Below are 22,861 nucleotides of genomic sequence, written 5' to 3'. Positions count from 1 at the left end.
GAAGGGCGTGCCGTGAGCACGTAGGCCAGATGATCAGCATAGCGCCTTCAGGCATCAGGTAAACAGGTAAAACAAAAAAACGGCCTCAATTGAGGCCGTTATTGTCATGCTAAAGCAGATAACGAATTAAGCGGATTTTTTCGCTTTTTTCTCTGCTTTCGGTGCGGCAACGACGTCTTTCTTCGCTGCAACTTCACCTTCGGTGAAATCACGACCGTAGTAGGTATCCAGCAGAATCTGTTTCAGTTCGGAGATCAGCGGATAACGCGGGTTAGCGCCGGTGCACTGGTCATCGAAGGCATCTTCAGACAGTTTGTCAACGTGTGCCAGGAAGTCAGCTTCCTGCACGCCTGCTTCACGGATAGACTTAGGAATACCCAGCTCAGCTTTAATGCTTTCCAGCCATGCCAGCAGTTTTTCAATCTTAGCGGCGGTACGGTCGCCCGGCGCGCTCAGGCCCAAGTGGTCAGCAATTTCAGCGTAACGACGGCGTGCCTGCGGACGATCGTACTGGCTGAAAGCGGTCTGCTTGGTCGGGTTGTCATTCGCGTTGTAGCGGATAACGTTACAAATCAGCAGGGCGTTCGCCAGACCGTGCGGAATGTGGAACTGAGAGCCCAGTTTGTGCGCCATGGAGTGACATACACCGAGGAAGGCGTTGGCAAACGCGATACCGGCGATAGTCGCTGCACTGTGAACACGTTCACGCGCAACCGGGTTTTTAGACCCTTCGTGGTAAGACGCCGGCAGGTTTTCTTTCAGCAGTTTCAGAGCCTGCAGAGCCTGACCGTCAGAGAACTCAGAAGCCAGTACGGAAACGTAAGCTTCCAGGGCGTGAGTTACCGCATCCAGACCACCGAACGCACACAGGGACTTCGGCATATCCATCACCAGGTTGGCATCGACAATCGCCATATCCGGGGTCAGGGCGTAGTCAGCCAGCGGATATTTCTGACCGGTTGCATCGTCGGTCACAACCGCAAACGGTGTGACTTCAGAACCGGTACCGGAAGTGGTGGTGACGGCGATCATTTTCGCTTTCACGCCCATTTTCGGGAACTTGTAGATACGTTTACGGATGTCCATAAAGCGCAGCGCCAGTTCTTCGAAGTGAGTTTCCGGATGTTCGTACATGACCCACATGATTTTCGCCGCGTCCATCGGGGAACCACCGCCCAGCGCGATGATCACGTCCGGTTTGAAGGAGTTAGCCAGCTCAGCGCCTTTGCGAACAACGGAAAGCGTCGGGTCGGCTTCAACTTCGAAGAAGACTTCGGTTTCAACGCCAGCCGCTTTCAGCACAGAGGTGATCTGGTCTGCGTAGCCGTTGTTGAACAGGAAGCGGTCAGTCACGATGAGCGCACGTTTGTGGCCATCAGTAATCACTTCATCCAGCGCGATGGGCAGAGAGCCACGGCGGAAGTAGATAGATTTCGGAAGTTTGTGCCACAACATGTTTTCAGCTCGCTTAGCAACGGTTTTCTTGTTGATCAGGTGTTTCGGACCAACGTTTTCAGAGATGGAGTTACCACCCCAGGAACCACAACCCAACGTCAGGGAAGGTGCGAGTTTGAAGTTGTACAGATCACCGATACCACCCTGAGAGGCCGGGGTGTTGATCAGGATACGCGCGGTTTTCATCATCTGACCGAAGTAAGCAACGCGTTCTGGCTGGTTATCCTGGTCAGTGTACAGGCAGGAGGTGTGACCGATACCGCCCATAGCGACCAGTTTTTCTGCTTTTTCTACCGCTTCTTCGAAATCTTTCGCACGATACATCGCCAGAGTCGGAGACAGTTTTTCGTGTGCAAACGGTTCGCTTTCATCAACGACCGTAACTTCACCGATCAGAATCTTGGTAGTTTCTGGTACGGAGAAGCCTGCCAGTTCAGCAATTTTGTAGGCTGGCTGACCGACGATAGCGGCGTTCAGAGCGCCATTTTTCAGGATAACGTTTTGAACCGCTTTCAGCTCCTGGCCCTGCAGCATGTAGCCGCCGTGGCTGGCGAAACGTTCGCGAACGGCATCATAGACGGAATCAACAACGACAACAGACTGTTCAGAAGCACAGATTACGCCGTTATCGAAGGTTTTAGACATCAGAACAGACGCCACAGCGCGTTTGATATCAGCGGTTTCATCAATGACAACCGGGGTGTTGCCTGCGCCTACGCCGATAGCAGGTTTACCGGAGCTGTATGCTGCTTTAACCATGCCTGGACCGCCCGTCGCAAGGATCAGGTTAATATCCGGGTGGTGCATCAGCGCATTAGACAGTTCTACGGAAGGTTGATCGATCCAGCCAATCAGATCTTTCGGCGCGCCGGCAGCGATAGCCGCTTGCAGAACGATGTCTGCCGCTTTGTTGGTTGCTTCTTTAGCGCGCGGATGCGGAGAAAAGATGATGGCGTTACGGGTCTTCAGGCTAATCAGCGATTTGAAGATCGCGGTAGAGGTCGGGTTAGTGGTTGGAACGATACCGCAAATAATGCCGATAGGTTCAGCAATGGTGATGGTCCCGAAGGTGTCGTCTTCAGACAGCACGCCGCAGGTTTTTTCATCTTTATAGGCATTGTAAATATATTCAGAAGCGAAGTGGTTTTTAATCACTTTGTCTTCCACGATACCCATACCGGATTCGGCGACGGCCATTTTGGCCAGCGGAATGCGGGCATCAGCGGCTGCCAGAGCGGCGGCGCGGAAGATTTTGTCGACCTGTTCTTGAGTGAAACTGGCATATTCACGCTGGGCTTTTTTTACACGCTCTACGAGTGCGTTAAGTTCAGCGACATTAGTAACAGCCATAATGCTCTCCTGATAATGTTAAACTTTTTTAGTAAATCATCTGCGCGATACGTGAGTATAGACAGAACGACGATACTTTGTATAAATGCCTGAAATTCAGGTGGTTACTTAACGTCCGTTTCGCTCTGATTTACTAAAAGAGCTTCTGCGTTAGTATCATTTAACTCTAACGCGTTACGTCCAGGTGGCGTAAGCAAGATTACTCACTTCTGAGTAGCGATTGTGTGATCTAAATCAAGATTACGCAAAGCTGACACCTTTCAGCAGGCCATTTTAGCCTTTTATGTAAATTGTTAAGAAATCGTTGTCATGAAGAGTAAGTGGATTAGCATAACGAGTACATATAAATAACAGCGATGAATGGATGAAATTAGGTGTAGATAAGAGGTGAACTATGCGAATAAAAGGCGTATCTTCTGCGCGTTTTGATCATTAACGAACATTGACTTCATCCGGCTAACGCTTCGGAGCTAACCGTGATTCAACCGCTTTTTGATTTTCCTGTTTACTTTAAGTTCTTTATCGGGCTCTTTGCGCTGGTTAACCCGGTGGGGATTATCCCCGTTTTCATCAGCATGACCAGCTACCAGACGGCCACGGCGCGTAATAAAACTAACCTCACCGCGAATCTGTCGGTCGCGATTATCTTGTGGAGTTCCTTATTCCTCGGCGATGGCATCCTGCAGCTGTTTGGTATTTCTATTGATTCGTTCAGAATTGCGGGCGGTATCCTGGTTGTCACCATTGCAATGTCGATGATCAGCGGGAAGCTGGGGGAAGATAAACAAAACAAGCAAGAAAAGTCAGAGACGGCCATACGCGAGAGCATTGGCGTTGTGCCGTTAGCGCTGCCGTTAATGGCGGGGCCAGGGGCGATTAGCTCCACTATCGTCTGGGGGACGCGTTATCACAGCATCGCGCATTTGCTTGGTTTTTCAGTTGCCATTGCGCTTTTTGCGCTTTGCTGCTGGGGCGTGTTCCGTATGGCGCCGTGGCTGGTTCGTTTGCTGGGGCAAACCGGCATCAACGTTATTACCCGAATCATGGGGTTGTTGTTAATGGCGCTCGGCATCGAATTTATTGTCACAGGAATAAAAGGCATTTTCCCCGGCTTGCTCAACTAAACTCCCACCTGTTGATTTACAGGCGGCGCCCTAAGGGGGCCGCCTTGTGACATTCCCACGTAACACTTCTTACTTTGATAAGCATTCAGCGTTTTAATGATAAAAAATACTAATATAATCTAACGCTATTTATTTTTATTAATCAAACTATTATGAACATTACTGAGTCCGTGAGAAGCGGTAGGTCTGTTATTTTATTCACACCATACTCTGGGGCTTGATGAAGGATTATTGAAATGTTATTAGTTGTTTCAGCTCCATCGTAGATGAATGTGCTAAATAATGAGCATTTGTTAAATTTGTGTGTGTTTTCTGGCGCAAGTATATCCTACGATGTGACAGCGAGATGATTTTCTTTCAACTGGTTGATTATAAATAATAAATTAAAATTTTTTAACATTCTTTAACTGTTTTTCTGGGCAGGAAATTTTCCATAAAAGAGAATTGGTTAACAAAATTGTAAAATGAATTGGCGGTTCAGAAACGCATTTGATACTTTTCGGCCAAACATTTTGCAGAAGATTTCACATTGTTGATAACTATTTTCATTTACATGGTTGTCAGAAATAACGTGCGACGTGGGCAGGTACGTCGTATACCGAATCGACGAAAGGCGATCGAACGAATCGTCAGAATAAATAAAGTCGGTGATAGCAAAAGCAGTGACAGACCTGGCAGTACACCACCAGTGCTGTACAGGAGCCCTGACGGGATTAAACAGGCTGGTAAAAACCAGTAATTATAATGAGTGGAGTACAAACACAATGTCTAACATCACGAAAAAAAGTTTGATTGCAGCGGGAATACTCACTGCGCTCATCGCCGCCAGCGCCGCGACTGCGGCAGACGTGCCCGCCGGTGTTCAGTTAGCCGACAAGCAAACGTTGGTACGTAATAATGGATCAGAAGTGCAGTCTCTCGACCCGCATAAAATTGAAGGCGTGCCGGAATCGAACGTCAGCCGTGATCTCTTTGAAGGCTTATTAATTAGTGATGTCGAGGGGCATCCTTCACCGGGCGTCGCGGAAAAATGGGAAAATAAAGATTTTAAAGTCTGGACATTCCATCTACGTGAAAATGCGAAATGGTCAGATGGTACGCCCGTCACCGCCCATGATTTCGTTTATAGCTGGCAACGCCTGGCCGATCCTAATACGGCATCGCCGTACGCCAGCTATCTGCAATACGGTCATATCGCTAATATCGATGACATTATCGCCGGTAAAAAACCCGCCACCGATCTGGGGGTAAAAGCGCTTGATGATCACACCTTTGAAGTGACCTTAAGTGAGCCGGTGCCTTATTTCTACAAATTGTTGGTCCACCCTTCAGTGTCTCCTGTACCGAAATCGGCGGTCGAAAAATTTGGCGATAAATGGACACAACCAGCCAATATTGTCACTAACGGCGCTTATAAGTTAAAAAATTGGGTGGTGAACGAACGTATCGTGCTGGAGCGTAATCCGCAATACTGGGATAACGACAAAACCGTCATCAATCAGGTAACTTATTTGCCGATCTCTTCGGAGGTGACGGATGTTAACCGCTACCGCAGCGGCGAGATCGATATGACTTATAACAATATGCCGATCGAATTATTCCAGAAACTGAAGAAAGAGATCCCGAATGAAGTCCGCGTAGACCCTTATTTGTGTACCTATTATTACGAAATTAATAATCAAAAAGCGCCGTTTAACGATGTCCGCGTGCGTACCGCGCTGAAACTGGCGTTAGATCGCGACATTATTGTTAATAAGGTTAAAAATCAGGGCGATTTACCCGCTTATAGCTACACGCCGCCGTATACCGATGGCGCAAAACTGGTAGAGCCTGAGTGGTTCAAATGGTCCCAGCAAAAGCGTAATGAAGAAGCGAAGAAATTGTTGGCTGAAGCCGGCTTTACGGCGGATAAGCCCTTAACATTCGACCTGCTGTATAACACCTCCGATCTGCATAAAAAACTGGCCATTGCCGTGGCGTCTATCTGGAAGAAAAATCTGGGTGTCAATGTGAATCTGGAGAATCAGGAATGGAAGACCTTCCTGGACACCCGTCATCAGGGCACCTTTGATGTCGCCAGAGCCGGGTGGTGCGCAGATTATAATGAACCGACCTCGTTCCTGAATACCATGTTGTCCGACAGTTCAAATAACACCGCGCATTATAAGAGCCCGGCGTTTGATAAGCTGATTGCCGACACGCTGAAAGTGGCGGACGATACGCAGCGCAGCGAACTCTACGCTAAAGCGGAGCAGCAGTTAGATAAAGACTCGGCTATTGTGCCGGTGTATTACTACGTTAACGCGCGCCTGGTGAAACCCTGGGTGGGCGGGTATACCGGTAAAGACCCGCTGGATAATATTTATGTGAAAAACTTATATATTATCAAACATTAATGGCAAGACATGGGACAACTGCGGTTGTCCCATGGTGTCTTTTTTCATCGCACTATAACGTTCCCTGGCGGATCTGTTTGTCACGTCCGGGAAGTAAAGGCACAGGCCAGAAGGTACGGGCAATGTTGAAATTTATTTTACGCCGCTGTCTGGAAGCGATTCCGACGCTGTTTATTCTTATTACCATCTCTTTCTTTATGATGCGCCTCGCGCCGGGGAGTCCTTTTACCGGCGAGCGCGCATTGCCGCCGGAAGTGCTGGCCAATATTGAAGCAAAATATCATCTGAACGATCCTATCATGACGCAGTACTTCAGCTACCTGAAGCAGCTGGCGCATGGCGATTTTGGACCATCGTTTAAATACAAAGATTACACGGTCAACGATCTGGTTGCCGCCAGCTTCCCCGTTTCGGCGAAACTTGGCGCCGCCGCTTTTTTACTGGCGGTCATTATTGGTGTCAGCGCTGGCGTGATTGCCGCGCTAAAGCAAAATACGCGATGGGATTATACGGTGATGGGATTTGCCATGACCGGCGTCGTTATCCCCAGTTTTGTGGTAGCGCCGCTACTGGTGATGGTCTTTGCGATAACCTTGCAATGGCTGCCTGGCGGTGGCTGGAACGGCGGGGCGTTAAAATTTATGATCCTGCCGATGGTCGCGCTTTCACTGGCCTATATTGCCAGCATCGCTCGTATTACGCGCGGCTCAATGATTGAAGTTCTGCATTCGAACTTTATTCGTACCGCGCGGGCAAAAGGATTACCGATGCGCAGAATCATCTTCCGCCATGCGTTAAAACCTGCGCTGCTGCCGGTTTTATCCTATATGGGGCCAGCCTTTGTCGGCATTATTACCGGCTCAATGGTGATTGAAACTATTTATGGCTTACCGGGCATTGGGCAGCTTTTCGTTAATGGCGCGCTCAACCGCGATTACTCGCTGGTGTTAAGTTTGACCATTTTAGTCGGGGCTCTGACCATATTGTTTAACGCCATTGTCGATGTGCTCTATGCCGTTATCGACCCGAAAATTCGCTATTGATACTGGAGCTCGCGATGATGTTAAGTAAGAAAAACAGCGAGACGCTGGAAAATTTCAGTGAAAAGCTGGAGGTGGAAGGTCGCAGCCTTTGGCAAGATGCCCGTCGGCGCTTTATGCATAACCGTGCGGCGGTGGCCAGTCTTATTGTCCTGTTTCTGATAGCCTTATTCGTGACAGTGGCTCCTATGCTGTCGCAATTTACCTATTTCGATACCGACTGGGGCATGATGTCCAGCGCGCCGGATATGGCGTCCGGTCACTATTTCGGCACTGACTCTTCCGGGCGCGATCTGTTGGTGCGCGTTGCCATCGGCGGGCGTATCTCATTGATGGTCGGGATTGCCGCCGCGCTGGTGGCGGTCATTGTTGGAACGCTGTATGGCTCGCTGTCCGGCTATCTGGGCGGCAAAATTGATTCTGTGATGATGCGGTTGTTGGAGATCCTCAACTCGTTCCCGTTTATGTTCTTTGTGATTTTGCTGGTGACGTTTTTTGGGCAGAACATTCTGTTGATTTTCGTCGCCATCGGCATGGTCTCCTGGCTTGATATGGCGCGTATCGTGCGTGGCCAAACCCTAAGTCTTAAACGTAAAGAGTTCATCGAAGCCGCGCAGGTGGGTGGTGTGTCGACCGCCAGCATTGTGATCCGCCATATTGTGCCTAACGTCCTGGGCGTAGTGGTAGTGTATGCATCGTTGCTGGTGCCCAGCATGATTCTGTTTGAGTCTTTCCTCAGTTTCCTGGGGCTTGGGACGCAGGAACCGTTAAGCAGTTGGGGAGCGTTGTTGAGCGATGGCGCAAATTCAATGGAAGTCTCACCGTGGCTGCTGCTGTTTCCGGCTGGCTTTCTCGTGGTGACGTTATTCTGTTTTAACTTTATTGGCGATGGCCTGCGTGATGCCCTCGACCCGAAAGATCGTTAAGGAGTACAGCCATGAGCTTATCAGAAACCGCAACTCAGGCGCCGCAATCGGCGAATGTACTGCTGGAGGTAAACGATCTTCGTGTTACGTTCGCTACGCCTGATGGTGATGTGACGGCGGTCAACGATCTGAACTTTACGCTTCGCGCTGGAGAAACGTTAGGTATTGTTGGCGAGTCTGGATCGGGGAAATCGCAAACGGCGTTCGCATTAATGGGACTGCTGGCGACGAATGGTCGAATCGGCGGTTCCGCGACCTTTAACGGACGTGAAATTCTTAATCTACCTGAGCGCGAACTGAATACGCTGCGCGCAGAACAGATTTCGATGATTTTTCAGGACCCGATGACCTCGCTAAATCCTTATATGCGCGTTGGGGAGCAGTTAATGGAAGTCCTGATGCTGCATAAAGGGATGAGCAAAGCGGAAGCTTTTGAAGAGTCCGTCAGAATGCTGGATGCCGTAAAAATGCCGGAAGCGCGCAAACGGATGAAAATGTATCCGCACGAATTTTCCGGCGGAATGCGTCAACGTGTGATGATTGCGATGGCGCTGTTGTGCAGGCCGAAACTGCTTATTGCCGATGAGCCTACCACCGCGCTTGATGTTACCGTACAGGCGCAGATTATGACCTTGCTTAATGAGCTAAAGCGCGAATTTAATACCGCCATTATCATGATTACCCACGATCTGGGTGTGGTCGCGGGTATTTGCGATAAGGTCCTGGTAATGTATGCCGGGCGTACCATGGAATACGGTAAGGCGCGCGATGTCTTTTATCAGCCCGTTCATCCGTATTCGATAGGCCTGCTTAATGCGGTGCCGCGTCTGGATAGCGAGGGGGCGGAAATGCTGACGATTCCGGGCAATCCTCCCAATTTATTGCGTTTGCCTAAAGGGTGTCCGTTCCAGCCGCGTTGTCCTCATGCGATGGAGATCTGCAATAATGCGCCGCCACTTGAAGCGTTCAGTCCTGGTCGCTTGCGCGCCTGTTTTAAACCGGTGGAGGAACTGCTATGAATGCTGTGATTGAACAACGTAAAGTTCTTCTCGAAATCGCCGATCTGAAAGTACATTTTGATATCAAAGAAGGGAAGCAGTGGTTCTGGCAACCGCCGAAAACCCTGAAAGCGGTGGACGGCGTTACGCTACGCCTGTATGAAGGCGAAACGCTGGGCGTGGTGGGCGAATCCGGCTGCGGCAAGTCGACGTTTGCGCGCGCCATTATTGGTCTGGTGAAGGCGACGGACGGTAAAGTCGCCTGGCTGGGAAAAGATCTGCTGGGCATGAAAGCGGATGAGTGGCGCGAAGTGCGCAGCGATATCCAGATGATTTTCCAGGACCCACTGGCGTCACTCAACCCGCGAATGACGATTGGCGAAATTATCGCTGAACCGCTGCGCACTTATCATCCTAAACTTTCGCGCCAGGACGTGCGTGACCGCGTGAAAGCCATGATGCTGAAAGTGGGGCTGCTGCCGAATCTCATTAACCGTTATCCCCATGAATTTTCCGGGGGGCAGTGCCAGCGCATCGGTATCGCCCGGGCGTTGATCCTGGAACCTAAGCTTATTATTTGCGATGAGCCGGTGTCGGCGCTGGACGTTTCTATTCAGGCGCAGGTGGTGAATTTGCTCCAGCAGTTACAGCGAGAGATGGGGCTGTCGTTGATTTTTATTGCGCACGATCTGGCGGTCGTAAAGCACATATCCGATCGTGTCCTGGTGATGTATCTCGGTCATGCGGTAGAATTGGGCACCTATGATGAGGTGTACCATAACCCACTGCATCCTTATACCAAAGCGCTGATGTCGGCGGTACCGATTCCCGATCCCGATCTGGAGCGAAATAAGAAGATACAATTGCTGGAGGGCGAATTACCTTCGCCCATTAACCCACCTTCCGGCTGCGTGTTCCGTACACGCTGTCCGCTAGCCGGGCCAGAATGCGCGCTAACGCGACCGGTGCTGGAAGGGAGTTTTCGCCATGCCGTTTCCTGCCTTAAAGTAGACCCGTTATAATCGCAAGGGCTGACAATTCGTCAGCCCTTCTTTTAGGTGAGGTTACCGTGTCACTTTCTTTGTCGTCGGTTCGCCGTCGTCTTTATCATAATCTGTTCGATTTGACTACGTGCTCAGGTCGCCGTTTTGAAGGGTTATGCGCGCTGTTTGCGCTGCTTAGCGTACTGGTCATTTTTGTTGAATCAGGCGTAGGAACGGAATATCACCTGACATTTGATGAATGGCATATTTTTGTCTGGCTGGAGCTCTGCGTTACCCTGATATTTACCGGTGAATACTTGCTCAGACTGTTTAGCTGGCCCGACCCGACAAAATACGTTTTTAGTTTTTGGGGATTTATTGATCTGGTGACGATTTTGCCGCTGTACGTCATGTGGCTGTGGCCGGAAATTAGCCTGAACTATATGTTTGCCTGGCGTGCTATGCGAGCGATTCGCGTGCTGCGTATTCTTAAACTGCTACGCTTTATGCCATCTCTGCGCGTATTCTGGAGCGCCATTATTAGCGCGCGTCATCAGCTTATTCTGTTCTATTCATTTATTGCGATCGTGATGATTATTTTCGGTGCCCTGATGTATCTTATTGAAGGACCGAAATATGGCTTCACGACGCTTAATGCCTCGGTGTATTGGGCGATAGTGACAGTCACAACCGTGGGGTACGGTGATATTACGCCGCATACGCCGCTGGGACGTATTGTCGCGTCGGTGCTTATTTTGATTGGTTATTCGGTGATTGCGATTCCTACAGGACTGATTACCACGCACATGAGCAGCGCGTTTCAAAAACGTCACTGGCAGCGAAAATGTCCGCAGTGCCAGCAAAGCCAGCATGAACATAGCGCGCAATATTGTAACCGATGCGGCAGTAAGCTACCGGATTAAACAGGCTTGCCGGAGGGCGCAATCAAACGCCATCCGGCCTGAACCGCTTATTCGCGCCAGAGAATATGGCACAGCTTGTGGTCCTTTTCCCGGCACAGCAGAACGCGGGCAAAAATGTCGTTAATTTCGCCGTCTTCGGTATCCGCCAGGCCAATCACCACCTCGGCAAAAAAGTCTGGATTCAGGTCAAAATCGACGTGCTCTTGCCAGTCTTCAGCGGGATCAAACAACTCCGCGCCACCGCGCTCCTCGAATTGCAAATTGAACAGAATGATATCAGCCGGATCAAGATTATCCGCCGCCAGCTCAAGAAAAATATCGTAAGCCTGCTCAAGCGTTTCGTCTTCAGTCAGGCGATTGTTCAGATCCATTTCCATAGTGACTACCTGTTTACTCATGTTGGTCACGTTTTACAGCAATGGACTAAAGAAGTAAAACAATCGCTCGGTAATACGCTGCCATAACGGACGTTTTACCCACAAACGCGCATCTAACAGGCGGGAGCGCGAAATATAATCGTCCTGTACCGCAGCCAGATCGGCGCCGAAACCCGTATCATCAATGACCAGCGTAATCTCGAAATTAAGCCACAGGCTACGCATGTCGAGATTCACGGTACCGACCAGGCTCAGTTCGCCATCGACCAGCACGCTTTTAGTATGTAACAGCCCGCCTTCGAACTGATAGATTTTCACGCCCGCCGCCAGTAACTCGCTGAAAAAGGCGCGACTGGCCCAGCCGACGAGCAGTGAATCATTTTTACGAGGCAGGATAATACTGACATCCACGCCGCGCTGCGCAGCGGTACAAATGGCGTGCAGCAGATCGTCGCTGGGGACGAAATATGGCGTGGTCATAATTAAATATTCGCGCGCAGCATAGGTGGCGGTTAATAGTGCCTGGTGAATGAGATCTTCCGGAAAACCAGGACCGGAAGCAATGGTATGAATGGTATGCCCGCTGGCCTGCTCAAACGGCATAATATTCACGTCCGGCGGGGGAGGCAGAATGCGTTTACCCGTCTCGATTTCCCAATCGCAGGAGTAAACAATCCCCATTGCTGTCGCCACGGGGCCCTCCATCCGCGCCATCAAATCGACCCATTGCCCAACGCCGGCATCCTGTTTGAAAAAACGCGGGTCCACCATATTCATACTGCCGGTATAGGCGATGTAATTGTCAATCATCACCATTTTACGGTGCTGGCGAAGATCCATACGGCGTAAAAAGACGCGCATCAGATTCACCTTCAGCGCCTCTACGACTTCAATGCCAGCGTTACGCATCATGGCCGCCCAGGGGCTGCGGAAGAAAGCGACGCTACCCGCGGAATCCAGCATAAGCCGGCAGTGGATGCCACGGCGGGCGGCGGCCATTAACGATTCAGCGACCTGATCCGCCATGCCGCCTGGCTGCCAGATGTAAAACACCATTTCGATATTATGCCGCGCCAGTTGGATATCGCGAATAAGCGCCTGCATGACATCATCGGAGTCGGTAAGCAATTGCAACTGGTTGCCTTTGACGCCCGCAATCCCCTGACGTCGTTCGCACAGCTTAAACAAGGACGATGCGACGCTACTGTTTTCTTGCGCGAAAATGTGTTTGCAGGCTTTGAGGTCATTCAACCATTTGGCGGTAGACGGCCACATGGCACGGGCACGCTCGGCGCGACGTTTGCCTAAATGCAATTCGCCCACGGACAAATAGGCGATGATCCCGACCAGCGGAAGGATATAGATGATTAATAACCAGGCCATTGCGGAGGGAACTGCGCGCCGTTTCATTAGAATACGTAATGTGACGCCGGCAATGAGAACCCAGTATCCCAAAATGACCAGCCAACTCACCACGGTGTAGAAGGTTGTCATAACTTTAAAAATCCTTTAGAAAGCGTGTTGTTAAGAGTTTACGCGTCAGGATTCACATGGCAAATAAAAACACGGGAAAAGCGCTGGTCTGCATCCGGCGAGGGGGTATAATGGCGCTTCTGTTACAGTGAGAGTCGTAAACATGAAGCGTAGTAGAACGGAAGTGGGGCGCTGGCGAATGCTACGTCAGGCGAGCCGCCGTAAAGCGCGTTGGCTTGAAGGGCAATCACGCCGTAATATGCGTATCCATACCATCAGGAAATGCATCTTTAATCGTCAGCGTAATTCATTACTCTTTGCGATTCACGGTGTGTGAGCCAGAAAGGGCACCGTATGCGGTGCCCAACAGGCCATCCTTTTCAAAAGATCTTCTTATATGGTTTGACCGAAACCTGCGCATAGACGCCCGCTGCGACGTAGGGGTCCGCATCAGCCCAGGATTGCGCCGCTTCTAAAGATTCAAATTCAGCAATCACCGTTGACCCGGTAAATCCGGCTACCCCAGGATCGTTACTGTCCACTGCGGGCATCGGCCCGGCAGTTAATAATCGCCCTTCATCATGCAGAAGTTGCAGGCGCGCCAGATGCGCGGGCCGTACCGAGAGGCGTTTTTCAAGCGAGTTGGCATTATCCTGAGCGTAAATAACATACAGCACGGGTAGAGCTCCTTAATCGGTAAAAGTTGCTGATTACGTTATTGGAAAGGGCATTTAACTGCAATGTAAAGATACCGACTTTGTTAAACATGCACATTTTGTGTGGTGTTTTTGTGCGATATCATCTTTTAAATGCCGCTATCGGCAATGCCTTATTGAATATGATTGCTATTTGCATTTAAAATTCAGCTCTGGTTTTTCAACTGAAACGATTATGACTTCAATGACCCTTGATTTACCTCGTCGCTTTCCCTGGCCGACACTCCTTTCCGTAGGCATTCATGGTGCTGTAGTGGCAGGTTTGCTCTATACCTCGGTACATCAGGTTATTGAATTGCCTGCGCCAGCGCAGCCTATCACGGTGACAATGGTTTCACCCGCTGACCTGGAGCCGCCCCAGGCGGTTCAGCCGCCGCCGGAGCCAGTGGTTGAACCCGAACCGGAGCCAGAGCCGATCCCTGAACCGCCTAAAGAAGCGCCCGTGGTGATTGAGAAAACCAAACCTAAGCCAAAACCCAAGCCAAAACCGAAACCGGAACCGGTGAAAAAGGTTGAAGAGCAGCCGAAGCGCGAAGTCAAACCGGCTGCGCCGCGTCCTGCCTCACCGTTTGAAAATAGCGCCCCGGCGCGGCCAACAAGCAGCACCGCGTCGGCGACCAGCAAGCCGGCGGTGAGCGTGCCCACTGGGCCTCGCGCTCTGAGCCGTAACCAGCCGCAGTATCCGGCGCGAGCACAGGCGTTACGTATTGAAGGCCGCGTAAAGGTGAAGTTTGACGTGACCTCTGCTGGGCGAGTGGAAAATGTACAGATTCTGTCCGCGCAGCCAGCCAATATGTTTGAGCGTGAAGTTAAGAATGCGATGCGCAAATGGCGCTATGAAGCAGGCAAGCCGGGTTCCGGGCTGGTGGTCAATATTATCTTCCGTCTGAACGGTACGGCACAGATTGAGTAATCTCTGGCGCCGCCAGTAGGAATATTACCATCACCTGCTGGCGGCGTAAGCGGGTATACTTAACCCTGAACCGGGAGCGGGCGAGGTTTACCGTCCGGATCGACGGCAACATAAATAAACAGCGCCTCGGTGGCCTTGTAGCGCTGCCCAATCGGTTCTGACGCGACTTTTTTCACCCAGACTTCAATATTTATGCTAATAGACGTCGTACCGCGTTTAACGCAGCGCGCGTAGCAGCATACGACATCGCCAACCGCGACGGGGCGCAGAAATGTCATTCCTTCCACGCGTACGGTTACAACCCGACCGTGCGCGATCTCTTTGGCCAGTATCGCGCCGCCAATATCCATTTGCGACATCAGCCAGCCGCCAAAAATATCGCCGTTCGCATTGGTATCGGCAGGCATGGCCAATGTACGTAAAACCAGCTCGCCCTGAGGAGTATTATCCATTGTTGTCATTGTAAAACCGACTATCAGAAAAAATTACAGCCGCGATGCTACTATGAATTTTGTGTGGAGAATAGAGGGAATAAAGGTACTGACGGGAAAGCGCAGGGCGTAAAGGTGGAGAAAATATCGCCAGGCGTTCGCAGTCTGGCGATGATAAGTCACGGGAGGGTTATGATTTATCTTCCTGTGGCAGATGCCGGTAGATATAGACGCCGCTCAGCAGGGTAAAAATGAGCGTCAGCGCCGTGAGTCCGAAGACCTTAAAGTTGACCCAGATATTTTGCGGCAACCAGAAGGCGATATAAATGTTAGCCAGACCGCACACAATAAAAAACAGCGCCCACGCCAGGTTCAGCTTTGACCAGACCTGCTGCGGCAACGCCAGTTCTTTACCTAACATACGTTGGATTAACGGTTTTTTCATCACCCACTGGCTTATTAACAGCGCGCCAGCGAACAGCGCATAAATAACCGTCACCTTCCATTTAATAAATTCATCGTTATGGAAGAAGAGCGTCAGACCGCCGAAGACGGCAACCAGAACAAAGGTAATCAGCGCCATCTTCTCTATTTTCCGATAGCGCACCCAGCTATAAATCAGCACGATTGCCGTCGCGACAATCAGTGCGGAGGTCGCCGCATAGATGTCATAAAGTTTATAAAACGCAAAAAAGACAACCAGCGGTAAAAAATCCAGAAACTGCTTCATTCTTCGATTCCATCATCAACGAGCGTCGAATGCGCCGCGTAACGGCGCATTGCGGATTATTGGCGAATCAACATATACAGGCGGAATAAGTAGATAAGCAATACTGCGGAAATCAGATTGCTCAACGTATTCGCCAGTACAGCGCCTACATTTGGGGTCAGTACAGCGAAGCTGGGCGCGAACAGCAATAGCAATGTTTTAGCCAGTAACCAGCCTATCACCGCAGGCGCGACCAGTCTCATGTTAGCCCAGGCCAAACGCATACTATTGCGCATTGCGGCAAACACGCCCATTTTCTCTTCAACCAACATCACTGGCGCAAGCGCCAGCACAATGGCCATAATAATCCCCGGAACGACAATCAGCATTATACCGATTTGCACTAACAGGGTAGTCAGAAAAATGAGAATAAACAGTTTAGGCAATGCAGGGGCGCTGGCGCCGATAGCGCGCAGCGCGCTAACCCGATGTCCCGCTGAAACTAACTGAATCATCAGGATGATACCGCCGGCCAGAATAGCGTTGCCGATAAGCCCGGAAAACGTCGAGGCGGCAGAGGCGCGCAACAGGATCTGCTGCTGCTCCGGCGTCATATTTTGTACCAGCTCAAACAGGCCAGCGCTGCCTGCCAGATGTTCTCCTTCACTGAGTTGCGCGATTTGCGCATCGCTGGGTGAAAAGGCATGACCTAAGACCACCGTGATAAATGCGCACAGCAACGAAACCAGCAAGATAGTAATAAATTGATTTCGGAAAAAATTTCCGGCGTCACGGTAAACGGACTTCGCCGTGATAGACATGCACTCTCCTTGAGTTTTGCAGGTGTTAATTTGCGGGCAATTGTACCCTGGATAACTCTACAGTGGCAGCATCAGCAGTTGTATGGAAAAGCATATCTTTGTAAAGCGGCGGTAATCCGTATCGCGCGCGGGCGCGATTGCACGCCTCATTCACTTCGCCTCCTTCGCCCGATATCGAAAATTCGCGACAGGTTGAAGGGCGGTTTTCATAAATAGCGCAACTGACATTTTCACCCGGCGTGCCAATTAGCGCTTTACAGTGCGGCTGTTTTTGGTTTGTACCGGCCATACAACGTAAAAAAGGGGTAACAGGCTCGGTTAATGATGCCGGAACGCGTTCGCTGGCATCGTCGCCTTCAGCCCAATAAAAGGAGACACGAAAATAGGCACAACAGGCACCGCATGTCATGCATGGGTTAAGAACGCTCATGATTCACCTGCAAAAAACTCACGTATCAATAGATTACAACGGAAATTAATCTGTCCCGCAGTGTTCGTGAATCTTAACGCCACGCGCCATTGCGGGACATTGATTACCTTAGCCAGCCTTTATCGCCATGGCAACAGAGCAGACAAATATTTGCATAGCGTGAATATGTCAAAATTGATCTGAATTCCTATAACCAGGATTTTCAATACAAGTTCTAAATTAATCTGGATCAATAAATGTTAAATTATAAGAACAAATGTGATCTGTGTTAGATCACTTATTACTTCATTGTGGGTATATTCATCACGCTTTTATAACCATAACGATGGAGCGGGTATGAAAAAATTTACAGTGGCGGCACTGGCGTTAACAACTCTTCTCTCAGGCAGCGCGTACGCGCACGAAGCCGGAGAATTCTTTATGCGTGCAGGTCCGGCAACCGTCAGACCTACAGAAGGGGCGGGTGGTACGCTGGGGCATTTAAACGGGTTTGATGTGAGTAATAACACGCAACTCGGCCTGACATTCACTTACATGGCGACGGACAATATCGGGGTTGAATTGCTGGCGGCTACGCCGTTCCGCCATAAGGTGGGGACGGGCGCGACGGGCGATATCGCCACGGTCCACCTGTTACCGCCAACGTTAATGGCGCAGTGGTACTTCGGCGATTCCAGCAGCAAAGTGCGTCCTTATGTCGGCGTAGGGGTGAACTACACCACCTTCTTCGATAACGGCTTTAACGATAATGGTAAAAATGCCGGGCTGTCCGATCTGAGCTTTAAGGATTCCTGGGGCGCGGCAGGGCAAGTTGGGGTAGATTACCTGATTAACCGCGACTGGTTAATTGGCGCCTCTGTCTGGTACATGGATATTGATACTACCGCCAATTATAAAATGGGCGGCGTTCAGCATCATGACAGCGTGCGTCTGGACCCATGGGTATTTATGTTCTCGGCAGGCTATCGTTTCTAATCGCGTGATGTTGTGACGAAAAAAGACCCCGCCAGGCGGGGTCAAAAAAGGACATGACACACGGATTTTACTTGTCGGAACTCACTTGTCTTCTTTCGGTTCGCCGCAGCCTAGTTCTGCGCCAGTGAGAGGATCAACGGTGGGGGCCGATTTCGTTCTTTCTGCCATCGCTTTGAGCAGCGCCAGCTGCTCGCGCGGCAATTTCACTGTCGCCAGGCCATCGCCGCCATCAACAGCAGGCATCGGTTCTGCGACATAGTTGAAGTTCTCATCGCTATTCCAGCTACCTCGCGGATCCTCGCCTTGCGACATGTTGTAGTACACGTCGGTATACTGTTCTACTGGCGGTAATTTACCCGGCGGGAAGTTGTTACGAATCGAATACAGCGCCTTTTCAAAAGAGAGCTGGTGCGCGACTTCACGGGTCATTAAGAAACTGAGCGTGTCTTTTACGCCAGGATCGTCGGTCAGATTAATCAGGCGTTCATAAATGATCTTCGCTCGCGCCTCTGCCGCGATGTTTGAGCGTAGATCGGCTGTGACTTCGCCGATAGTATCAATATAAGCCGCGGTCCACGGTACGCCGCCGGAGTTTGTCAACGCAGGGCCGCCGCCATACAGCAGAGAGGTGATATGGCTGTCATTACCATTCTGCGTCAGCGAGCGATAAAGTTCCGCTTCGCTTTCGGTGCCTTCCGCCAGCTCGCCTTTAGCGCCTTTATTAAGCATTCCTACCAGTGAGCCGATAATTTCCAGATGACTCAGCTCCTCGGTGGCGATGTCCATTAACATCTCTCTACGACCGGCATCATCATCGCTTAAACCTTGCGTGAAGTAGCGGCAGGCGGCCGCCAGTTCGCCCTGCGGGCCGCCAAACTGTTCCAACAGCAGGTTCGCTAATCCAGGATTAGGTTCGCTCACTCGCACAGTATATTGAAGTTGTTTTACGTGTCGAAACATATTGCCTCCTGCTTATTATTTATTTTTTGGCTTCAACGCCATCTGCTTCAGATCGCAGTAAAAATTGTTCCGTTGTCTGCGGAATATGTTTGATAAGCCAGTCAGCCATTTGCATTTCTTCTTTCAGAATGGCTTCAATCGTCGGAATTGAGGCAGTGTCGCCAGCTTTTTTTGCCGCCGCCAGCAGGGAGGTATAACAAGCAATTTCGAACTGCTCGAAAACATAACCGCTAATTGAGCCTTTGACAATTTCATCGGAAGGGAACATGCCACCGATAGATTGCCCCATTGCTGCCATTTTACTCATGGAGTCTTTCAACACCGAACGAGAAATGCCATTACGGTCCAATACTTCTTCGAGCATGGTAATTTGATGTTTGGTTTCACTAATATGTTGTTCAATTCTGGCTTTTATATCAGGATAATTTTCAATACGGCTGGCCATAGATTCAAGCATCGATTCTGCCTGTTTTTCCATGGCATGGGCGTCACGAAGCCAGTCATGATAATGTTCAGTATAATTCATTTTAAATTCCTCAATGCGTGATAATCTGCTCCGATAATAAAATCGGAATCATGCAAGCTGATAATTAAAAATATTATTTCGATTTGCGTTCAGCACTTTTATTAACATTGCTGACTGCTAAATCGGTAAGTTTTAAATCAGTTTGTTTTTCCTCGTCGAGGGTTTCTTTGAGCAGTTTTAATGCTTTGCTATAGCCAAGCTGCTCGGCCAGGGTGGCTAGCGTGCCGTAGCTGGCGATTTCGTAATGCTCGACTTTTTGCGCCGCGGCGATAAGCGCTGCATCTCGTACTTCGTTTTTCTCCGTACTTTCGATGACTTCATTGGCTTCTTCAATCAGCCCTTCCATAGCGACGCATTTCATTCTTTTCAGTTTAATGCCAGATTCAGATTCGACGATCTGATCAATACGTTCAATCTGACCCTGGGTTTCTTCAAGATGAGATTGAAAGGCCTGGCTTAATTTTTCATTGGACGTGGCTCTGGCAAGTTTAGAAAGAGCCTTGGTTAATTGTTTTTCTGCACTATAGGTATCTGAAAGTAGATGGATAAAAAGGTCTTCAACGGTTTTGATATTCATAAATCTAATTCTCCTGGGTAAAATACTGCGAGCCAGAAGACTCGCAGATTGCTTGATAAAAGCATGTGTTATATTTACATTACAGTAAATCAGGAATTATCGGATTTACGTCCGCCGTGACTATTCTGACCACCTTTTTTACCGGCTTCAGAAGCTCGTTGCGGATCGTTTTTGAAATTCCCGCCGCTATGTTGACCGCCTTTGCGGCCCGCTTCAGATGCTTTTTCACGATTTTCGGCGAAATTTCCTGAACCACCACGATGTTCGGCCATATTATTTCTCCTGTCTCGTTGCTTGCTGAAAAAATCGGTTTTAACCGTGTCGACACCCTATTAAAATTAGTTGGTTAAACCGATTAGTCAAATTGACGGAAATAGTTGTGATTTACCGCGTAAATAACGCACAAAAAATGGTTTAGAGATAATATATTCTATATTTTCTTTTAGAATAAGCGATTTAACAGAAAATACTTTGCATTGTTATTAATAACAAGTGTCACTATCTGCGGCAATAGAAACGTTAATGCATTGCTTGTTGACATTTCTTTACATAAAGGTGGGGGAAATTGACGTGAAAACGCTAAATTTTTCGGCGTGATTAGGAGTTTTCTTAACAAAAATTGACTTCAGACTTTTTGAAAGCTGGACAGGGAATAACACCAAAAAGATTGATGATGTACGCCTGAATCGTGATTCTGGTTCGGCGCAACCTCTCATTAAGCCGCCAGCGTTATGCTGACGGCTTAACCCGTTATGCGCGGCTGGCGGCTTTCATCGCTGAGACAAAGGACCTGAGCTCCGCCAACATCTGTTCGGGAGACGTGTGGTTTTTCTCGATAATGTTGACAATGGCTGAGCCGGAGATAGCGCCAGCCGCCCCGGCACGCACGGCCGCAGACACCTGTTCCGGCGAGGAGATACCGAAACCCTGTAACGCAGGCGCGGCATGGTACTCTTTAAGCTTCTCAATGAGATGATGCAACGGCAATGCGCCACGGTTTTCCGCGCCGGTGACGCCCGAACGCGAAAGCAGGTAGGTGTAACCGCGGCCGTAAGATGCGACCTGGCGCAGAAGATCGTCATCCGCATTTGGCGGGCAGATGAAGATCGGCGCGATATTATGCCGTAACGCCGCCTGGCGGAAGGGGGCCGATTCTTCAACCGGGACATCTGCGACCAGCACGGAATCTACGCCAACCTGTTCACAACGGGCATAGAACGCATCTATGCCGTTATTGAACACCAGATTCGCGTACATTAGCAGGCCAATCGGAATGGTCGGGTGTTTTTCACGAATCAGCGCCAGCATTTCAAAACACTGAGCCGGCGTGACGCCAGCGGCGAAGGCGCGTAAGTTCGCATTCTGGATAGTAGGGCCATCGGCCAGCGGATCGGAGAAGGGAACCCCTAGTTCCAGAGCGTCGGCGCCAGCGTCAATCAGTGTGTCGATAATTTTCAGTGACTGTTCAATGCCAGGGTCGCCCAGGGTCACGAAGGGGACAAAAGCGCCTTCCCGGCGATCGTTGAGCTGTGCAAATAAATTTTCGTAGCGTTCCATCAGATTTCCCCTCGCGCTTTCAGGATATCGTGTACGGTAAAGATGTCTTTATCTCCGCGGCCAGAGAGATTAACCACCAGCAGTTGCTCTTTTTCCGGCTGCTCGCGCATCATTTTCAGAGCGTGCGCCAACGCGTGGGAGGATTCCAGCGCCGGGATAATTCCCTCATGGCGGCACAACGTTTTGAAGGCTTCCAGCGCCTCATCATCGGTAATGGAGACATAATCCGCGCGTCCGATGCTGTTCAGGTACGCATGTTGCGGCCCAACGGACGGGAAATCGAGCCCGGCGGAAATGGAATAGGACTCTTCAATTTGCCCGTCCGCTGTTTGCATCATCGGCGCTTTCATCCCGAAATAGATGCCAACGCGACCATGTTTAAGCGGCGCGCCATGCTCGCCGGTTTCAATACCGTGACCGCCAGGTTCAACGCCTATTAGCCCGACGCTGGTATCATTAATAAAATCCGCAAACATCCCGATAGCGTTTGAGCCGCCACCGACGCAAGCGATAACGGCATCTGGCAGACGGCCCTCTTTGTCGAGGATTTGCGCTTTCGTCTCTTCGCCAATCATGCGTTGGAACTCGCGAACGATGGTGGGATAGGGATGCGGTCCTGCCGCCGTGCCGAGCATATAGTGCGCGGTTTCGTAACTACCGGACCAGTCGCGCAGCGCCTCGTTACAGGCATCTTTTAGCGTAGCGGAGCCGCTATGAACCGGGATGACCTCAGCGCCCATCAGACGCATACGGAAGACGTTCGGCGACTGGCGCTCAACGTCTTTGGCGCCCATATAAATACGGCATTTCAGACCCAGCAGGGCGCTGGCGAGCGCAGAGGCGACGCCGTGCTGACCGGCGCCGGTTTCAGCGATAATCTCGCTTTTCCCCATCCGTTTGGCCAGCAGCGCCTGACCCAGTACCTGATTGGTTTTGTGCGCGCCGCCGTGCAGTAAATCTTCGCGCTTTAAATACAACGTGGTACGCGTACCGGCGGTAATGTTCTGGCATTTCGTCAGCGCAGTGGGGCGTCCCGCGTAGTTTTTTAGCAGATCGGCGAATTGCGCCTGAAATTCAGGATCTTTTTGCGCGCTGACGAAGGCCTCTTCAAGCTGGTTCAGCGCAGGCATCAGGATCTGCGGCACATACATGCCGCCGAATTCACCAAAGTAGGGGTTGAGAAGTGTTGTCATGTTTTTTC

General features: G+C 50.3%; 24 protein-coding genes. 10 read left to right on the top strand and 14 right to left on the bottom strand.

From position 1 onward, the window contains the following. Positions 1-126 precede the first annotated feature (126 nt). On the bottom strand, positions 127-2,805 hold the full coding sequence (adhE, locus tag J4645_RS07155; RefSeq protein WP_000301678.1) for a bifunctional acetaldehyde-CoA/alcohol dehydrogenase: 2,679 nt from the start codon (positions 2,803-2,805) through the stop codon (positions 127-129). A 476-nt stretch (positions 2,806-3,281) separates the two neighbouring features. Here adhE and J4645_RS07150 point away from each other — a divergent pair, with 476 nt between their 5' ends. The 7 genes from J4645_RS07150 to J4645_RS07120 all read left to right on the top strand — a co-directional run bounded on the left by J4645_RS07150 (position 3,282) and on the right by J4645_RS07120 (position 11,195). Further along, positions 3,282-3,929, top strand: a complete 648-nt coding sequence (locus J4645_RS07150; RefSeq protein ID WP_000615840.1) for a YchE family NAAT transporter — start codon at positions 3,282-3,284, stop codon at positions 3,927-3,929. Between the two features lie 764 nt (positions 3,930-4,693). Then, positions 4,694-6,325, top strand: a complete 1,632-nt coding sequence (gene oppA / locus J4645_RS07145) for an oligopeptide ABC transporter substrate-binding protein OppA (protein WP_001527794.1) — start codon at positions 4,694-4,696, stop codon at positions 6,323-6,325. 122 nt (positions 6,326-6,447) lie between these two features. Continuing rightward, on the top strand, positions 6,448-7,368 hold the full coding sequence (oppB, locus tag J4645_RS07140) for an oligopeptide ABC transporter permease OppB (RefSeq protein WP_000911097.1): 921 nt from the start codon (positions 6,448-6,450) through the stop codon (positions 7,366-7,368). Positions 7,369-7,382: 14 nt separating this feature from the next. Beyond that, positions 7,383-8,291 carry an oligopeptide ABC transporter permease OppC gene (gene oppC, locus J4645_RS07135; protein ID WP_000979653.1) on the top strand — a complete coding sequence of 303 codons (909 nt, stop codon included), beginning with the start codon at positions 7,383-7,385 and terminating at the stop codon, positions 8,289-8,291. 11 nt (positions 8,292-8,302) lie between these two features. Further along, positions 8,303-9,310 carry an ABC transporter ATP-binding protein gene (locus J4645_RS07130; RefSeq protein ID WP_000058861.1) on the top strand — a complete coding sequence of 336 codons (1,008 nt, stop codon included), beginning with the start codon at positions 8,303-8,305 and terminating at the stop codon, positions 9,308-9,310. Beyond that, on the top strand, positions 9,307-10,311 hold the full coding sequence (oppF, locus tag J4645_RS07125) for a murein tripeptide/oligopeptide ABC transporter ATP-binding protein OppF (protein ID WP_000994697.1): 1,005 nt from the start codon (positions 9,307-9,309) through the stop codon (positions 10,309-10,311). Before J4645_RS07130 ends, oppF begins: the two co-directional genes overlap by 4 nt. Positions 10,312-10,358: 47 nt before the next feature. After that, positions 10,359-11,195 (top strand): ion transporter, encoded by an 837-nt coding sequence (locus J4645_RS07120; protein ID WP_023214656.1) that lies wholly within the window; start codon positions 10,359-10,361, stop codon positions 11,193-11,195. Positions 11,196-11,242: 47 nt separating this feature from the next. On the opposite strand, the gene J4645_RS07115 is transcribed toward J4645_RS07120, so the two are convergent. Both J4645_RS07115 and cls read right to left on the bottom strand, forming a co-directional pair. Next, positions 11,243-11,572: an HI1450 family dsDNA-mimic protein gene (locus J4645_RS07115; protein WP_000425070.1), complete on the bottom strand. Its 330-nt coding sequence runs from the start codon at positions 11,570-11,572 to the stop codon at positions 11,243-11,245. Between the two features lie 33 nt (positions 11,573-11,605). Then, positions 11,606-13,066 carry a cardiolipin synthase gene (gene cls, locus J4645_RS07110; protein WP_000206886.1) on the bottom strand — a complete coding sequence of 487 codons (1,461 nt, stop codon included), beginning with the start codon at positions 13,064-13,066 and terminating at the stop codon, positions 11,606-11,608. Positions 13,067-13,208: 142 nt separating this feature from the next. On the opposite strand from cls, the gene J4645_RS07105 reads away from it, so the two are divergent. Beyond that, complete coding sequence (locus tag J4645_RS07105; protein ID WP_001531561.1) at positions 13,209-13,382, top strand: YciY family protein; 174 nt, start codon at positions 13,209-13,211, stop codon at positions 13,380-13,382. 43 nt (positions 13,383-13,425) lie between these two features. Here the strand turns inward: J4645_RS07105 and J4645_RS07100 are convergent, their stop codons facing one another. Then, entirely contained in the window at positions 13,426-13,722 is a 297-nt protein-coding gene (locus J4645_RS07100) for a YciI family protein (RefSeq protein WP_000967605.1), read from the bottom strand. A 223-nt stretch (positions 13,723-13,945) separates the two neighbouring features. Here J4645_RS07100 and tonB point away from each other — a divergent pair, with 223 nt between their 5' ends. Next, positions 13,946-14,674 carry a TonB system transport protein TonB gene (tonB, locus tag J4645_RS07095; protein WP_023376765.1) on the top strand — a complete coding sequence of 243 codons (729 nt, stop codon included), beginning with the start codon at positions 13,946-13,948 and terminating at the stop codon, positions 14,672-14,674. A 59-nt stretch (positions 14,675-14,733) separates the two neighbouring features. Here tonB and yciA read toward each other — a convergent pair whose 3' ends face one another. The 4 genes from yciA to J4645_RS07075 form a co-directional block, all read right to left on the bottom strand. Continuing rightward, complete coding sequence (gene yciA / locus J4645_RS07090; protein WP_000210317.1) at positions 14,734-15,135, bottom strand: acyl-CoA thioester hydrolase YciA; 402 nt, start codon at positions 15,133-15,135, stop codon at positions 14,734-14,736. A 160-nt stretch (positions 15,136-15,295) separates the two neighbouring features. Then, on the bottom strand, positions 15,296-15,835 hold the full coding sequence (locus tag J4645_RS07085) for a septation protein A (RefSeq protein WP_000808683.1): 540 nt from the start codon (positions 15,833-15,835) through the stop codon (positions 15,296-15,298). Between the two features lie 56 nt (positions 15,836-15,891). Further along, positions 15,892-16,635: a YciC family protein gene (locus J4645_RS07080; RefSeq protein WP_023214657.1), complete on the bottom strand. Its 744-nt coding sequence runs from the start codon at positions 16,633-16,635 to the stop codon at positions 15,892-15,894. Between the two features lie 25 nt (positions 16,636-16,660). Beyond that, positions 16,661-17,065 carry a YkgJ family cysteine cluster protein gene (locus J4645_RS07075; protein WP_023214658.1) on the bottom strand — a complete coding sequence of 135 codons (405 nt, stop codon included), beginning with the start codon at positions 17,063-17,065 and terminating at the stop codon, positions 16,661-16,663. Between the two features lie 336 nt (positions 17,066-17,401). Between J4645_RS07075 and ompW the strand changes: the two genes are divergently transcribed. Next, on the top strand, positions 17,402-18,040 hold the full coding sequence (ompW, locus tag J4645_RS07070; protein WP_023214659.1) for an outer membrane protein OmpW: 639 nt from the start codon (positions 17,402-17,404) through the stop codon (positions 18,038-18,040). A gap of 81 nt (positions 18,041-18,121) precedes the next feature. Here ompW and J4645_RS07065 read toward each other — a convergent pair whose 3' ends face one another. From J4645_RS07065 to trpB, 6 genes are all read right to left on the bottom strand, one after another. After that, positions 18,122-19,000 (bottom strand): manganese catalase family protein, encoded by an 879-nt coding sequence (locus tag J4645_RS07065; protein WP_023214660.1) that lies wholly within the window; start codon positions 18,998-19,000, stop codon positions 18,122-18,124. Positions 19,001-19,019: 19 nt separating this feature from the next. Continuing rightward, the gene (locus J4645_RS07060; RefSeq protein ID WP_001109977.1) at positions 19,020-19,526 is read right to left on the bottom strand and encodes a ferritin-like domain-containing protein; all 507 of its coding nucleotides are present in this window, start codon (positions 19,524-19,526) and stop codon (positions 19,020-19,022) included. Between the two features lie 73 nt (positions 19,527-19,599). Next, positions 19,600-20,103, bottom strand: coding sequence for a ferritin-like domain-containing protein (locus J4645_RS07055; RefSeq protein ID WP_001022826.1), 504 nt, complete (start codon positions 20,101-20,103; stop codon positions 19,600-19,602). 89 nt (positions 20,104-20,192) lie between these two features. Further along, positions 20,193-20,375 carry a general stress protein gene (locus tag J4645_RS07050; RefSeq protein WP_000807657.1) on the bottom strand — a complete coding sequence of 61 codons (183 nt, stop codon included), beginning with the start codon at positions 20,373-20,375 and terminating at the stop codon, positions 20,193-20,195. A 478-nt stretch (positions 20,376-20,853) separates the two neighbouring features. Further along, a complete protein-coding gene (trpA, locus tag J4645_RS07045; RefSeq protein WP_000443032.1) occupies positions 20,854-21,660 on the bottom strand; it encodes a tryptophan synthase subunit alpha in 807 nt (268 codons plus the stop codon). After that, the gene (trpB, locus tag J4645_RS07040) at positions 21,660-22,853 is read right to left on the bottom strand and encodes a tryptophan synthase subunit beta (protein WP_000209485.1); all 1,194 of its coding nucleotides are present in this window, start codon (positions 22,851-22,853) and stop codon (positions 21,660-21,662) included. The genes trpA and trpB overlap by 1 nt, the downstream gene beginning before the upstream one ends. Positions 22,854-22,861: the final 8 nt, after the last annotated feature.

This window comes from Salmonella sp. 32082101201600294FB01SM01 (genome assembly GCF_017572865.1).
In the GTDB taxonomy this organism is placed as follows: domain Bacteria; phylum Pseudomonadota; class Gammaproteobacteria; order Enterobacterales; family Enterobacteriaceae; genus Salmonella; species Salmonella enterica.
The sequence above is the reverse complement of the archived record's forward strand: the minus strand, read 5'-3'. Positions and strand labels throughout refer to the sequence as shown.